This is a genomic window from Nocardiopsis sp. M1B1 (genome assembly GCF_052466615.1).
The window spans coordinates 2,645,890-2,658,466 of the sequence record NZ_CP196194.1; the positions used below are offsets into that span (position 1 = coordinate 2,645,890).

A 12,577-nucleotide genomic window follows, 5' to 3' on the forward strand; every position below is an offset into this window, starting at 1 on the left:
CCCGTTGTGACCGTTTTCCGCCGCGGTGCTCGGCGGCGCGTCGGCCTTAAGGTAACTAAACAAGTAGGGAATGTGGTTAACTGCGGTCATGGCAGTCAGCGCACCACCACCGCACCCGCGGGCGACCGTCTTCGACGAGCGGTGTCAGCGGCCCGTGTGACCGACCGGGGACCGCTCACGACCTTCCGAAGGACCACGCCATGACCGACACCGCAGCGGCGCCCGCCGCGGCGCCCACCCCGCTCACCCTGGACCGCCTGTCCGAGCTGACCGCCGAGGTCGCCCGGGAGGTCCGCGAGGGGCTCCACGAGGTCCGCTTCGACGCCGGGAACCGCTGGTCGGTCCGGCTGCGCGCCGACGACCACACCGACGTCTGGCTGATCTCCTGGACCCCCGACCAGTCCACGCGCCTGCACGACCACGCGGGTTCGCTCGGCGCGCTCACGGTCGTCGCCGGAGACCTGGTCGAGCGGTACTGGGACGCCGGGCTGCGCGAGCGCGCCCTGCCCGACGGCGGGGGAGGCCGCTTCCCGCTCGGCCACGTGCACGACGTCGTCAACGCCTCCGAATCGCCCGCCGTGAGCGTGCACGCCTACTCGCCGCCGCTGACCGCCATGCATTACTACGAGGTGGGCGGCGACGGGGCGCTGCGCCGGACCCGGAGCGTCCTGACCACCGCCCCCGAGCCGGACGCCCCCGCCCTGGAGGACGTGTCCGCCGGGGGAGGCCGCCGGTGAGCGCCGTCGAACGGCTCCTGGAGAGGGGGCGCGCCCGCCTGGACCGGCTCTCGCCCGCCGAGGCGCTGGCGGCCCAGCGCGCGGGCGCCCTGCTGGTCGACACCCGCCCCGCCGCCAACCGCGAGGCCGAGGGGGAGATCCCCGGCGCGCTGGTGATCGACCGCAACGTGCTGGAGTGGCGGCTGGACCCCACCAGCCCGGACCGGGTCCCCGAGGCCGACTCCGCCGACCGGCTCGTCGTGCTCTTCTGCAACGAGGGCTACGCCTCCAGCCTGGCGGCCGTCCAGCTCCAGGAGCTGGGCCTGTCCCGGGCCACCGACATGGTCGGCGGCTACCGCGCCTGGCGGGCCCGGGGGCTGCCCGTCACCGGGCCCGCGCTCGGCGGCTGACGCCCCGGACCCCGGCCCGGAACGCGCCGCGCGGCCCCGCTCCCGGGGCCGCGCGCGGGCGTCTCAGCCTCCGGCGGCGGACACCGACGCCGGAGGCCCCTCGTAGACGTAGCCGACCCTGCGCACGGTGGTGATGAGACCCCCGGCGGGGCCGAGCTTGCGGCGCAGCCGGTGGACGTGCACGTCGATCGTGCGCGTGCTCTGTCCCCTGCGCGCGCTCCACACCCGCTCCAACAGCTCCTCGCGGGGGATGGCGCGCCCGGGCGAGGCGGTCAGGCAGTCCAGCAGCTCGTACTCCTGGTACGTCAGCTCGATCTCCCGGCCGCCGGACCAGACCCGGCGGGCGCCGCGGTCCACGAGCAGCCCGGCGCGCACGCGGGGCAGCGGCCGGTCGGGTGCGCGCGGCTCGTCCACGACGACGCCGTAGACCAGCATGTACCTGTCGCCGTCGGGCAGCGGCAGCACGCCGAGGAGCGAGTGCTCGGAGCCGGGTTCACCGGCCGGGGGCGGCGGGTTCCAGGGCGGTGCGGGGGCGGGTGGTGCGCCGAGAGGGCTGTGTGCGCTGGGCATGCCACCATGATGCGCGCATAACCCTATAATTTCTACCGCTTTAGTAGGTAATATCGCGCGTGTGGCCGATGCCACGTGTCCGGAGTCCCAGAAGTGATAATTCCTACCAATTCGGTGGATTAGGCTCTGATCAGCCCCGCGGTACCCCACAGGGTCCGCGGAGCCGCACCCTCGCCGGCACCCGTACCGGCCGCCGCGGGGCCCGTCCCCGCGATCCTCCATCCACGATCACGAAGGAGCGCACCATGCGCACGACTCCAGCCGCACTCGGAGCAGCCGCCCTCACCCTGGCGCTCGCCGCCTGCGGCGCGCCCAGCGAGCAGGCCGCCGAGTCCGGCGGCGAGGGGGACGTGCTGCGGGTGGGCGTCAGCCCGGTGCCGCACGGCGACATCCTCGCCTTCATCGAGGAGAACCTCGCCGAGGAGGCCGGACTGAACCTGGAGATCGAGGAGATCTCCGACTACAACATCCCCAACACCGCCCTGGTCGAGGGTGAGCTGGACGCCAACTACTTCCAGCACCGCGCCTTCCTCAACGAGTGGACGGCCAACGGCCCCGACGCCGAGCTGACCTACCTGACCGACGTCCACATCGAGCGGCTCGGCCTGTACTCCGAGAGCGTCGAGAGCATCGACGACCTGCCCGACGGCGCCGAGATCGCGGTCCCCAACGACCCGGCCAACCTCGCCCGCGCCCTGGGCATCCTGGAGGCCGAGGGCCTGGTGACCGTCGACCCCGAGGCCGGGGAGTCCGCCACCGAGAAGGACATCGTCGACAACCCGCGCGACATCACGGTGACCCCGCTGGAGGCCGCGCAGCTGCCCCGCTCGATCTCCGACGTGGACGCCGCGGTGGTCAACGGCAACTACGCCATCGAGGTCGACCTGCCCGAGCAGTCCAACGTCCTGGCCTGGGAGCCCGAGGGCGACGACTACGTCGAGTCCTACGCCAACGGCCTGGTGACCCTGGCCGAGAACGCCGAGGACGAGCGCGTCCAGCTGCTCGCCGAGCTGCTGCACGACGAGCGGGTCCTGGAGTTCATCCAGGAGTCCTGGCAGGGCGTGGTCCTGGCCGTGGACGCCGAGGGCAACATCGTCGAGACCGCCGCCGACGACGCGGCCGAGAGCCCCGAGGCCAGCGCTGACGACGCCGCCGAGGAGAGCCCCGAGGCCGACCAGGAGTAGCCGGGTCCACGGGTACCGGCGGACCCCCGACGGGGACCGCCGCCCGCACACCCCGTCCGTTCGCGAGGGCGGTGGAGCAGTCGGCTCCGCCGCCCTTCGCCGTGTCCGGCCGCCGGGGCCGGGGTCAGTGTCCCCGCGCGGTGCGCTCCGTGCGCTCCCGCACCGGGTTCCACCCGTCGTCCCCGGCCAGGTAGGCCTCGGCGGTGTGCCGGGCCGCCTCGGCCGGGTCCATCTGCGGCCGGTCCGCGGTGACCAGCGCGCCTGGACCGGAGTTGCGGTACTCCAGCATCCGGAACCGCCGCCAGTCGTGGCCGGAGGCCATCGCGATCCAGCCCTGCCCGCGGAAGTGGCGGTCCATCCAGGAGTCGCGCACCAGCACCCGCGGCTCGGCGTCCGGATGCGAGCTGGGCACCCACGGGCGGCCCAGGTAGACGGTCCCGGCGGGAGCGTCACCGGTGAAGCGGCCGCGGGTGACCAGGAAGCCGAACTCCCGGCCGGGCCGGGTGCTCGGCGCGGTCACGTAGCCGTTGTCGGTGTCGCTGCCCCGGTCCAGGGAGTGGAACACGCACCCGTCGAACACGGCCGTGGCCCGGCCGAAGACGAAGTCCACGTCGCCCTCGGCATAGCAGCCGCGGTAGTACTGCCGCGCGGGGGCGTCCGCGTCCGGCGAGTCCGCGTACAGCGTGTCCTGGTGGCCCAGGAAGCGCACGTTGTCGAAGACCAGCCGGTCCCCGGTGGCGCGCACCGCGACCGCCTGGGTCCCGGTGACGCCGGGGTGCTCCTCGCGCAGCCAGGAGTTCTCGAAGGTCAGGTCGCGGACGTGCGTGTCATCCCCGCGGACGAGGACGCTGGCGCTGCCGGACGTGCCGTAGGTTCCTCCGCCGGGCCTCGGGGTGCCCGCCGCGCGGTCGTGGGTGAGGACCACGTCGCGGGGGTCGCCGGTCGCGCCGAGCAGGGTGATCCCGGGCCTGTCCTCGGGAAGCACCACCGGCCCGCGGTAGACGCCCGCCCCGACGCGGATGGTGACGCGTTCGGCGCCGCCCGGGGGAACGGAATCGACCGCGGCCTGGACCCCGGTGTGGTCGCCGGAGCCGTCGGCGGCCACGGTGATCACCCTGCCCTCCGCTGAGGATGGCCGGGCGCCCGACCCGGGGTCGGCGGGGGAGCTGCGGCGGACCATGGGGAGGCCCCTCTCCTGTGGTAAGCGCTTGCTTCAAGGGCGCGATGGTGCTGCAACCGATTGCAGAACTGTCCCCGACCCGGCCGCGCCCCGTCAACCCCCGAGCGCGTCGAGGGGTCCGGCGCGACCGCCGGACCCCTCGTCACGTGTGTTCCGTCCTAGGTGCGCACCAGCGGGGTGTCCACCAGGTGCTCTGCCACGAACCAGGCCTGGAGCTCGTTGGTGCGGATCACGTCCGACACCAGCAGGTCGTTCGTGCCGTCGTCCCCCAGCTCCTGCGTGCGCGCGGCGGCGTCGTGGCAGTCCTCCAGGATCGTCTCGTGCGCCTCCAGCAGGCGGGAGAGCATCGCGGGCACCTCCTCTGCGCCGTTGGGCGGGCGCGGGATGTTGGTGATCTCCGCGACGTGCCTGGGGTCGCCGACCGCCACGCCGCCGAGGGTCTGCACGCGCTCGGCCAGGTCGTCGATCAGCGCGGTCTGCTCGCCGGCGTGCTTGTCCATCAGCAGGTGCAGCTGGTAGAAGGTGTGCCCGCGCATGAGCCAGTGGTGCTTCTTGTACAGGTCGTGCAGGATGCGCGTGTCGCACAGCACCTGGTTGAGCCGCTGGCACGAGTACATCCGGGTGTCGTAGGACAGCCCGACCGGGAACTGGCGGACCGTCCCGAACTCCTGGATCTCCTCGCCGCTCTGGTGCAGCCACGGCTGGCTGCTCCTGGGCTTGGGCGCTCCGGTCTTGCGCTCTGCGGTCGTCACTCTGGTCCCCCTCCAGTCGCTGTGACCCGTGTCGCGGGGAGCGCGCGCGGTGGTCGCGCTCCGCCTGCCAGTCTCGGCTACCCACCGCTCCCGGGGGCCTAACCCCGCGCCAACCGAGGGTAAGTTTCGTGTGCTTTCGCCGGTCGGAGTGCTCCGACGGACCCGGGGCGGCGCGCGCCGGGCCCCCGGTGCGCCGGGACCGTCGCAGGCGCCCGCTAGTGTCCGGCCCGAGCACCCCCGTGAGAGAGGAGTCCCATGAGCTGGGACGTGCTGCTGACGCCGGCGCCCGCGGACGCGAGGTCCGTCGACGACATCCCCGAGGGCCCCGGGACCGGGTCCATAGCGCCGCTGGCCCGGCTCCTGGAGACGCTGCGCGAGGCCTTCCCCGAGGCGGACCTGTCCGATCCGGCCTGGGGCCACCTCCGGGACGAGGAACAGGGCTGGGACATGGAGCTCAACATCGGTACCGGGGACCCGGTCACAAGCGTGATGCTCCACGTCCGCGGCGGCGACCCCGTGCCCGCCATCCTCCGGATGGCCGGGGTGCTCGGCTGCCGCGCCCTCGACTGCTCGACCGGCGACTTCCTGAGCGAGGACGGCGGCGACGGATGGGAGTCCTTCCAGGAGTACCGCGACCAGGTCCTGCTCCGGGCGGCACCGGAGGAGACCGGGCCGTCCGCGGCGCCCTGAACCCGTCCGTGCGGGAGCGGGTCAGGGCGCGATCGCGCAGGCGGTCTCCAGCACGAACCGCTGCCAGGGCCGGTGCGGGTCGTGCCCGGTCAGCTCCCGCACCCGGCGCAGCCGGTAGCGCAGCGTCTGGGCGTGCACGTGCAGCGCCTGCGCGGCGGTGGTCGCCGCGCCCTCGCGCAGGTAGGCCCGCAGCGTCTCCAGCAGGTGGGCGTTGCCCTCGGCCAGCAGCGGTCCCAGTACGGTGCGGCGGACCGCGGCCGGGGTGACCGGGCCGCCGTTGAGCAGCGCCAGCACGCACGCGTCGGAGGTCCCGAGCAGCCCCCGGGAGTCGAAGGCGTGCGGGGGCGCGGTCTCCAGGGCGTCGTCGGCCAGCCGGTAGGCGGCCGACATGTCGGTCAGCGCCCGCGGCTCCAGCACGCACCCGCGCCAGGGGCGTGTGCCGAGCACGGAGGCCACCCGGTCGGCGTCGTCGGGGCGGACCAGCAGCACCACCCGTCCCGAGCGCGTGGTGACCAGCGGGTCGCCGCCCGCCGGTTCCACCAGGCCCAGAAGCTCCATCCCGGCGGCGAGCGCGGCCGACCGCGGCGCCCCGTCGGAGGGACCGCCGTCGGCCTCGGCCACCACCAGCACAGCCGGGTCGGGCGGGGCGATGCCCAGGGTCCGCGCCCGGTCGCGGATGGCCCCGCGCGAGGCCTGTCGGCCGATCAGCAGGTCGTCCAGGAAGGCCCTGCGGGCCCGCTCCAGGTCCGCGTCCAGGCGGTGCGCGGCCTCGGCGTGGCCCGCGGACAGGCTCTCGGAGATCTGGTCGATCGAGGTCAACCACAGTTCGCCCAGAGCGAACACGTCGGCGGCGTCGAGCCGGTCGGAGGCCAGTTCGGCGACCAGGCGCACCGCCGCCGCCGAGCCCACCCGGTGCGCGCGCACCACCGCGCCGATCGAACGCCCGTCGGCCGCCCGCGACCGGCCGATCCCGCGCAGCCGCTCCACGTCCTCCGGCGGCAGCCGCGTCGCCCCGGCCGCCCACAGCTCCAGCGAACGGCCCATCAGCCACCCGGTGATCGCCCGCACCTCGGTGAGCTGGGACCCGTGCAGCGCGCGGTAGGCCGGGACCTCGGCGTGCACCTCGGCGACGATGCGCTCGACCAGCCCGGCCCGCTCCCGCGCCAGCTCGGCGCCGACACGGGCACGCTGTTCGTGTCCCATCGCCCCACCTCCGAAACGGCCAGGGCAGCCTATCGGCGGCGGCCCCTCGGGCACAGGGGAGCGAAGGGCGTGTGGGCACGACCGGTTCCACGGGGTAGGGGGAGAGAAGAGAGAGCACAGTGACGCGTGGGAGGTGCCGCCAAGGTGGAGAGGAAGAAACCGGAGGGAACCCCGCGCCGCTCCCGCCGGGGCTCCCTCCGTCCGTGCGGCGACCTCGGTGTCCGGGATGTCCCCACACGTCGGCTGTCACCGGGCGTGAACGGTAAAAAGCCCGCACAGTCACGGCGCATCTGGGACCGCGACCCGCGCGGACGTGGCAGTATGCGACTGCGGTGGGGGAAGACCGCACGCTGGAAGAGCAAGGCAGACCGTTCGGCGCTGACGGGGGATGAGACAGATGCAGCAGATGACCGTTCCAGAACTCACTCTGGGTAATGGCCTGCGCATTCCGCAGCTGGGCTTCGGCGTGTGGCAGGTGCCCCAGGAGGAGGTCGTGGCGGCCGTCTCCACCGCACTGGAGACGGGCTACCGCAGCATCGACACCGCGGCCGCCTACGGCAACGAGGAGGGGGTGGGCGAGGCGCTGCGCCGCTCCGGCCTGGAGCGCGGCGAGCTGTTCGTGACGACCAAGCTGGCCAACCCCGACCAGGGCTACGACGCCACCCTGCGCGCCTTCGAGGCCAGCCTGGGCCGCCTGAACCTGGACACCGTGGACCTGTACCTCGTGCACTGGCCCATGCCCCGCAGGAACCTGTACGTGCCGACCTGGAAGGCGCTGGAGCGCCTCTACGCCGAGGGCCGCGTCCGCGCCATCGGCGTGTCCAACTTCCAGCGCCCGCACCTGGAGCGGGTCATGGAGGAGGGCGGCATCACGCCCATGGTCAACCAGATCGAGCTGCACCCGCTGCTCACACAGGCGGACATGCGCTCCTTCGACGCCAAGCACGGCATCGTCACCGAGGCGTGGAGCCCCCTGGGGCAGGGCAAGCTGCTCGGCCACCCGACCGTCGTCGCGGTCGCCGAGGAGCACGGGCGCACGCCCGCCCAGGTGCTGCTGCGCTGGCACATCCAGCTCGGCAACGTGGTGATCCCCAAGTCGGTGACCCCCGAGCGCATCCGCTCCAACTTCCAGGTCTTCGACTTCGAGCTCTCCCGCGCGGAGATGGACCGGATCAGCGGGCTCAACACCGACAGCAGGTTCGGCCCCGACCCCGACGACTTCGACGGCGCCTGAACCTCCCCGTCGCCCGCCGGGGCGCCCGGACGGGCCCTCCTAGCCGCGCAGCTCCCGGTGCCTGCGGGCCCCGGCCAGGACGGCCTCGGTGCCGTTGCGGCGCACGCGGCCGACGTAGACGGCGCCGCCGACGAAGATGGCGGCGAAGACCCCCAGCGCGGCGACGAGGGCGAGGGCGGACAGCAGCACAGTGATCGACATGCGCTCATCGTAGCCGCACGCGCGGCGGGTTCCCAAGGGGGCCGTCCGGGACGGGCGGCGGGCGCGACACGGGCAGGAGGGGCCGCCGATGGGCCGCACACCGCACGAGATCGTCAACCCGCTCACCCTCGCCGAGCCGACGGGCTCCTCCCACGCGCTCGTGGTCAGCCCCGGGCGGGTGGTCCACGTCGGTGGGCAGCGCGCGTACCGTCCCGACGGCAGGATCGTCGGGACGGGCCTGGCGGAGCAGTTCGACCGCGCGCTCGCCAACGCGGTGGAGGCGCTGCGCGCGGCGGGCGCAGCGCCCGCCCACGTGGTGGACATGCGCGTCTTCACCACGTCCATGGCGGCCTACCGGGCCCAGAGCCAGAGCGTCGGCGCGGTCTACCGGCGCCACATGGGCCGCTTCCACCCGCCGATGACGGTCCTGGGGGTGGTCGACCTCCTGGACCCCGACGCCGTGGTGGAGGTGGTGTGCACCGCCGTGGTCCCCGACGCGGCCGGGAGCGGGCCCCCGCTCGCGGAGCAGGTGTGGAAGCCGGTCGAGGAGGGCGGACGGCCCGGGGTCACCGTCTCCGCGGACGGGGTCGGCCCGCTTCCGGCCCGGGAGCGTCCGTAGCGTCACCGGCCCCGCGTTCCGGCGCCCCAGCGGGAGCACCGGCGGCGGCCTCGGCCCGCCGTTCCGGTCCCCGGTCGGGGGTGCTCGTGGTGGTCGCGGCCGTGTGCTCCGGTTCCCGGCCGGGAGCGCCGGTAGCCTTCGCGTCCGTCCGGGCGGCGCGGCTTCCGGTTCCCCCGGCGCTCACCAGCACCACGGCCACCGCGCACACCGCCATCCCCGCCAGGGCGGCCGGGCCCACCGGGTCGCCGAACATCAGCCACGACCACACCAGCGTGGTGGGCGGGGTCAGGTACAGCAGGGCCGACACCCGGGCCACGCCCGAGCGGGCCAGGACGGCCCAGTACAGGCCGTAACCGCCCAGGGTGGAGAGCCCCACCACCCACGCCACCGCAGCCCAGAAACCGGGGTCGGCGGGCGGGGCCAGCGTTCCGGTGGCCGCGGCCAGCCCCGTGAACAGCACCGCGCTCACCGCGCACTGCACCGCCAGGGCCTGCACCACCGAACCCCCGGGCCGCGCGCGGCGCTCCAGCAGGGTCGCGGCCACCAGGGACAGCATCGCCCCGAACGGCAGCAGGTAGCCCCACCACGGCGCCGCGCCCGACCGGAACAGGTCCGCGCCCACCACCAGGCCGACCCCGGCCAGCCCCAGTGCGAGGCCCGCCAACTGGCGCGGCCGCACCCGCTCGCCCAGCAGCGGGACGGCCAGCGCGGTCGCCACCAGGGGCTGGAGGGCGGCCACCAGCGCGCTCGTCCCGGCGGCCACACCCGCCTGCGCGGCGGCGAACACCCCGTACAGGTACCCGGACTGGGCCAGCAGGCCCAGCACGGCGTGCGCGGCCAGGTCCCGCCGCGGCATCCGCGGGCCGCGCCACAGCCACCACCCCGCCAGCAGGGCGGCCACGACCAGGAAGCGCCAGGCCAGCAGCGTGGTCGCGGGCGCGTGCCGGGTGCCCAGCTCCGCGCCGACGAAGCCGGAGCTCCACATCACCACCAGTCCGGCGGCGAGCAGGAGGAACGGTACGGAACGGGAGGTGCGTGTCTCTGTGTGTTCCATGCGGGCAGGTAAACACACCGGTCGGTATACTCACAATGTAGTCCGAACGATGCGCCCCCGACGGCGGGGCGCGAAGGAGGGGGTGGGCACCGTGCCCGGTACCGCGACGAGACCGCTGACCCCGGCCGCGCGCCGCGTCCTGGACGTGGCGACCGAGCTGTTCTACACCCGCGGGATCAACACCGTGGGCATGGAGCTGGTCGCCGAGCGGGCGGGGGTGACCAAGAAGACCATCTACGACCGCTTCGGCTCCAAGCAGCAGCTCGTCGTCCACTACCTGCGCGCCCGCGACGCCCGCTGGCGCGCCTACCTGGACGGCTACCTGGAGCGGGCCCGGACCCCGAGGGAGCTGGTGGCCGCCACGTTCGACGCCCTGGACGCGTGGATGGGCGAGGAGAACCCGCGCGGCTGCGCCATGGTCAACGCCTACGCCGAGCTCTCCGACCCCGAGCACCCCGGCCGCGCCGTCGCCGAGGAGCAGAAGCGGTGGCTGCGCGGCCTCTACGCCGACCTCGCCGAGCGGTCGGGGGCACGGGACGCGGGGGCGCTCGGCGACGCGCTGGCCATGCTCCACGAGGGTGCCGTGGTGGCCCGCAACGTCACCGGGGTCGCCGACGCCGCGCGCACCGCCCGCGCCGCCGCGGACGCCCTGATGACCGTGCACGGTGCCGACTGAGGGCGCCGGGGTCGGGGCGTGTTCAGCCGCTTCGGACGGGGGCCGGGGCCCGAGGGGTGGTGCCGGAGCCCGTCCGGGCCCGCGAACAGGGGACCGGGGCCGCCATGGGCGCGCGCCGGTCCCGCCGGGGCTCAGGTGTAACCGAGCCGGGACAGCTCCGTGCCCGCCACCTCGCGCACGTCGCCGTACTGGTCGCGGGTCAGGCGCTCGCGCCACGACCCCACGCCCCAGGACTCCGAGGTCAGCAGCTCCGAGGCCGACACCCGCGCCCCGGTGAACTCCCGCAGCCGCTCGGCCGCCTCCACCTCGCCGCCGTGCACGTCCTCGTAGCGCAGGGTCAGCAACTGCTCGGCGCCGATGGAGCGGCGCAGCAGCGCCGACATGCGGATCGCCCCGCGCCAGCGCATCGCGCACTTGGCGGCGGTGGAGCCCTCGGTGAACGAGGACAGGTCCGACTCCTCCTCCAGGCCGAAGAAGTGGTTGGGGAACTCGTGGTCGAGCTTCATGAAGCTCGGCTTGAGCCAGGCCAGCGAGCGCTCGTCCTCCATCATGTCCGCGATGACGTCGCGGCCGTCCCGGATGACCTGCACGAACAGGGCGTCGGGGAAGGCCGCGTGCAGGGCGGTGGCGCAGAACAGCAGGTCGGGGCTGGCGTCGCCGTAGCGGCGCACCTCCGCGCTGTGCTCGCACGGCTCGGCGGCGGCGTTGGCGGGCACGCGCGCCCACGGCCCCGGACAGCGCGGGCAGGTCAGCGGCGTGAGCTGCCAGGCCTCGGCGTAGGCCTCGCGCAGCAGGCTCGCCGTCCCGGCGACCTTCTCCAGCGCGAGGGAGGGGCGTCTGGCCACGGCGTAGACGGCGTTGAGCACGCCCGACGAGCCCGCGCCCAGGTGCAGGCCGGGCACGCGCGACAGGGCACGGGCGACCTCGGCCACTCCCGAGTGGGGAGCGCCCAGGACGAACACCGGGCGCTCGACCTTGGTCCCGTTGACCACGAGGATGTAGGACGGCTGCTTCATGACGGTGTCGATTTTCGCACCCTTTGCCCACCTCGTGTGCATCGGCAGGGATGTGGCCCCCGTGCCCTTCCTGTACCCCCGAGATTACGCCCCGGGTCGGACCGGCGCCGCGCGCCGTTCCGGCCCGGGGCGGGGCCGGGCGGGGCGGCACGGCACCGGCGGGCGGGCGGCACGAGGCGGCGGGGCGGAGCGCCGCGGGGCGCGCCGCACGGAGCGGTGGGCGCGGTGGGGCGAACGGTGCCCCGACCGCGTAAGAATGGGGGGTATGGCCTCGACGACCACCGAATCAGCGCCCTTCTCCGACCCGGCGGAGTTCGAACGGGCCGCCGAACTCCTGGAGTCCGCCGAACGCGTCACGGTCCTCACCGGGGCGGGGGTGTCCACCGACTCCGGCATCCCCGACTTCCGCGGACCGCACGGGGTGTGGACCACCGACCCGGACGCGCAGGCCCTGTCCGACATCGACATCTACATGGGCGACGCGGACGTGCGCCGCCGGGTGTGGGCCCAGCGCCGCACCCACCCGGTGTGGCGCGCCCGGCCCAACGCCGCCCACCGCGCCCTGGCCGACCTGGAGGCCACCGGACGGCTGCGCGCCCTGATCACCCAGAACATCGACGGCCTGCACCAGCGGGGCGGGACGTCCGAGGACGCGGTCATCGAGGTGCACGGCACCATGCTGCGGGTGGTGTGCATGGCCTGCGGCCTGCGCACGCCGAGCGGGACGGTGCTGGCGCGCCTGGACGAGGAGTCCGACCCCCGCTGCCCGGAGTGCGGGGGCATCCAGAAGTCGGACACCATCTCCTTCGGGCAACGGCTCGACGCGGAGGTCGTCGACGCGGCCAGCCGGGCGGCCCGCGAGTGCGACGTGTTCCTGGCCGTGGGCACGTCGCTGACGGTCCACCCGGTGGCGGGGCTGTGCGACGTGGCCATGATGGCGCGGGCCGCCCTGGTCGTCGTCAACGCCGAGCCCACGCCCTACGACGACTTCGCCGGCGCCGTGGTCCGCGACCCCATCGGCACGGCGCTGCCCGCCCTGGTGGAGCGGGTGCGCGCGGCCGGGTAGGGGCGG

The 12,577-nt window shown here is 74.4% G+C and carries 15 protein-coding genes; 8 read left to right on the forward strand and 7 right to left on the reverse strand.

What is annotated here, in order from left to right; genetic code table 11:
* Positions 1 to 200 precede the first annotated feature (200 nt).
* Together ACSTA4_RS11295 and ACSTA4_RS11300 are read left to right on the forward strand one after the other, a co-directional pair.
* Positions 201 to 737 (forward strand): cysteine dioxygenase, encoded by a 537-nt coding sequence (locus tag ACSTA4_RS11295; RefSeq protein ID WP_444963489.1) that lies wholly within the window; start codon positions 201 to 203, stop codon positions 735 to 737.
* Positions 734 to 1,126: a rhodanese-like domain-containing protein gene (locus ACSTA4_RS11300; RefSeq protein WP_444963490.1), complete on the forward strand. Its 393-nt coding sequence runs from the start codon at positions 734 to 736 to the stop codon at positions 1,124 to 1,126. The genes ACSTA4_RS11295 and ACSTA4_RS11300 overlap by 4 nt, the downstream gene beginning before the upstream one ends.
* 63 nt (positions 1,127 to 1,189) lie before the next feature.
* On the opposite strand, the gene ACSTA4_RS11305 is transcribed toward ACSTA4_RS11300, so the two are convergent.
* Positions 1,190 to 1,696 carry a winged helix-turn-helix domain-containing protein gene (locus ACSTA4_RS11305; RefSeq protein WP_416025347.1) on the reverse strand — a complete coding sequence of 169 codons (507 nt, stop codon included), beginning with the start codon at positions 1,694 to 1,696 and terminating at the stop codon, positions 1,190 to 1,192.
* A 245-nt stretch (positions 1,697 to 1,941) separates the two neighbouring features.
* On the opposite strand from ACSTA4_RS11305, the gene ACSTA4_RS11310 reads away from it, so the two are divergent.
* Entirely contained in the window at positions 1,942 to 2,880 is a 939-nt protein-coding gene (locus ACSTA4_RS11310; RefSeq protein ID WP_444963491.1) for a MetQ/NlpA family ABC transporter substrate-binding protein, read from the forward strand.
* Between the two features lie 124 nt (positions 2,881 to 3,004).
* Here ACSTA4_RS11310 and ACSTA4_RS11315 read toward each other — a convergent pair whose 3' ends face one another.
* Entirely contained in the window at positions 3,005 to 4,060 is a 1,056-nt protein-coding gene (locus ACSTA4_RS11315) for a pectinesterase family protein (protein ID WP_444963492.1), read from the reverse strand.
* A gap of 158 nt (positions 4,061 to 4,218) precedes the next feature.
* On the reverse strand, positions 4,219 to 4,812 hold the full coding sequence (locus ACSTA4_RS11320; RefSeq protein WP_013152431.1) for a Dps family protein: 594 nt from the start codon (positions 4,810 to 4,812) through the stop codon (positions 4,219 to 4,221).
* 255 nt (positions 4,813 to 5,067) lie between these two features.
* On the opposite strand from ACSTA4_RS11320, the gene ACSTA4_RS11325 reads away from it, so the two are divergent.
* A complete protein-coding gene (locus ACSTA4_RS11325) occupies positions 5,068 to 5,502 on the forward strand; it encodes a hypothetical protein (RefSeq protein ID WP_444963493.1) in 435 nt (144 codons plus the stop codon).
* A gap of 21 nt (positions 5,503 to 5,523) precedes the next feature.
* On the opposite strand, the gene ACSTA4_RS11330 is transcribed toward ACSTA4_RS11325, so the two are convergent.
* The gene (locus ACSTA4_RS11330; RefSeq protein ID WP_444963494.1) at positions 5,524 to 6,705 is read right to left on the reverse strand and encodes a PucR family transcriptional regulator; all 1,182 of its coding nucleotides are present in this window, start codon (positions 6,703 to 6,705) and stop codon (positions 5,524 to 5,526) included.
* A gap of 406 nt (positions 6,706 to 7,111) precedes the next feature.
* Between ACSTA4_RS11330 and ACSTA4_RS11335 the strand changes: the two genes are divergently transcribed.
* Positions 7,112 to 7,939, forward strand: coding sequence for an aldo/keto reductase (locus tag ACSTA4_RS11335; protein WP_274978112.1), 828 nt, complete (start codon positions 7,112 to 7,114; stop codon positions 7,937 to 7,939).
* Positions 7,940 to 7,978: 39 nt separating this feature from the next.
* On the opposite strand, the gene ACSTA4_RS11340 is transcribed toward ACSTA4_RS11335, so the two are convergent.
* Positions 7,979 to 8,140, reverse strand: a complete 162-nt coding sequence (locus tag ACSTA4_RS11340) for a hypothetical protein (RefSeq protein WP_274977376.1) — start codon at positions 8,138 to 8,140, stop codon at positions 7,979 to 7,981.
* An 88-nt stretch (positions 8,141 to 8,228) separates the two neighbouring features.
* Here ACSTA4_RS11340 and ACSTA4_RS11345 point away from each other — a divergent pair, with 88 nt between their 5' ends.
* A complete protein-coding gene (locus ACSTA4_RS11345; protein ID WP_444963495.1) occupies positions 8,229 to 8,759 on the forward strand; it encodes a RidA family protein in 531 nt (176 codons plus the stop codon).
* On the opposite strand, the gene ACSTA4_RS11350 is transcribed toward ACSTA4_RS11345, so the two are convergent.
* The gene (locus ACSTA4_RS11350; RefSeq protein ID WP_444963496.1) at positions 8,707 to 9,813 is read right to left on the reverse strand and encodes a DMT family transporter; all 1,107 of its coding nucleotides are present in this window, start codon (positions 9,811 to 9,813) and stop codon (positions 8,707 to 8,709) included. The genes ACSTA4_RS11345 and ACSTA4_RS11350 overlap by 53 nt on opposite strands.
* Positions 9,814 to 9,895: 82 nt before the next feature.
* Between ACSTA4_RS11350 and ACSTA4_RS11355 the strand changes: the two genes are divergently transcribed.
* Complete coding sequence (locus ACSTA4_RS11355) at positions 9,896 to 10,489, forward strand: TetR/AcrR family transcriptional regulator (RefSeq protein WP_444964145.1); 594 nt, start codon at positions 9,896 to 9,898, stop codon at positions 10,487 to 10,489.
* A gap of 131 nt (positions 10,490 to 10,620) precedes the next feature.
* Here ACSTA4_RS11355 and ACSTA4_RS11360 read toward each other — a convergent pair whose 3' ends face one another.
* Positions 10,621 to 11,505 carry a sulfotransferase family protein gene (locus tag ACSTA4_RS11360; protein ID WP_444963497.1) on the reverse strand — a complete coding sequence of 295 codons (885 nt, stop codon included), beginning with the start codon at positions 11,503 to 11,505 and terminating at the stop codon, positions 10,621 to 10,623.
* A gap of 265 nt (positions 11,506 to 11,770) precedes the next feature.
* Between ACSTA4_RS11360 and ACSTA4_RS11365 the strand changes: the two genes are divergently transcribed.
* Complete coding sequence (locus tag ACSTA4_RS11365; protein ID WP_444963498.1) at positions 11,771 to 12,571, forward strand: SIR2 family NAD-dependent protein deacylase; 801 nt, start codon at positions 11,771 to 11,773, stop codon at positions 12,569 to 12,571.
* Positions 12,572 to 12,577 lie beyond the last annotated feature (6 nt).

What these genes read in the sequence shown, in the direction of transcription:
- ACSTA4_RS11295 (WP_444963489.1), top strand. Translation starts at nt 201, where the DNA reads ATGACCGACACCGCAGCGGCGCCCGCCGCGGCGCCCACCCCGCTCACC.
- ACSTA4_RS11305 (WP_416025347.1), bottom strand. Translation starts at nt 1,696, where the DNA reads ATGCCCAGCGCACACAGCCCTCTCGGCGCACCACCCGCCCCCGCACCG.
- ACSTA4_RS11310 (WP_444963491.1), top strand. Translation starts at nt 1,942, where the DNA reads ATGCGCACGACTCCAGCCGCACTCGGAGCAGCCGCCCTCACCCTGGCG.
- ACSTA4_RS11315 (WP_444963492.1), bottom strand. Translation starts at nt 4,060, where the DNA reads ATGGTCCGCCGCAGCTCCCCCGCCGACCCCGGGTCGGGCGCCCGGCCA.
- ACSTA4_RS11325 (WP_444963493.1), top strand. Translation starts at nt 5,068, where the DNA reads ATGAGCTGGGACGTGCTGCTGACGCCGGCGCCCGCGGACGCGAGGTCC.
- ACSTA4_RS11330 (WP_444963494.1), bottom strand. Translation starts at nt 6,705, where the DNA reads ATGGGACACGAACAGCGTGCCCGTGTCGGCGCCGAGCTGGCGCGGGAG.
- ACSTA4_RS11335 (WP_274978112.1), top strand. Translation starts at nt 7,112, where the DNA reads ATGACCGTTCCAGAACTCACTCTGGGTAATGGCCTGCGCATTCCGCAG.
- ACSTA4_RS11340 (WP_274977376.1), bottom strand. Translation starts at nt 8,140, where the DNA reads ATGTCGATCACTGTGCTGCTGTCCGCCCTCGCCCTCGTCGCCGCGCTG.
- ACSTA4_RS11345 (WP_444963495.1), top strand. Translation starts at nt 8,229, where the DNA reads ATGGGCCGCACACCGCACGAGATCGTCAACCCGCTCACCCTCGCCGAG.
- ACSTA4_RS11350 (WP_444963496.1), bottom strand. Translation starts at nt 9,813, where the DNA reads ATGGAACACACAGAGACACGCACCTCCCGTTCCGTACCGTTCCTCCTG.
- ACSTA4_RS11360 (WP_444963497.1), bottom strand. Translation starts at nt 11,505, where the DNA reads ATGAAGCAGCCGTCCTACATCCTCGTGGTCAACGGGACCAAGGTCGAG.
- ACSTA4_RS11365 (WP_444963498.1), top strand. Translation starts at nt 11,771, where the DNA reads ATGGCCTCGACGACCACCGAATCAGCGCCCTTCTCCGACCCGGCGGAG.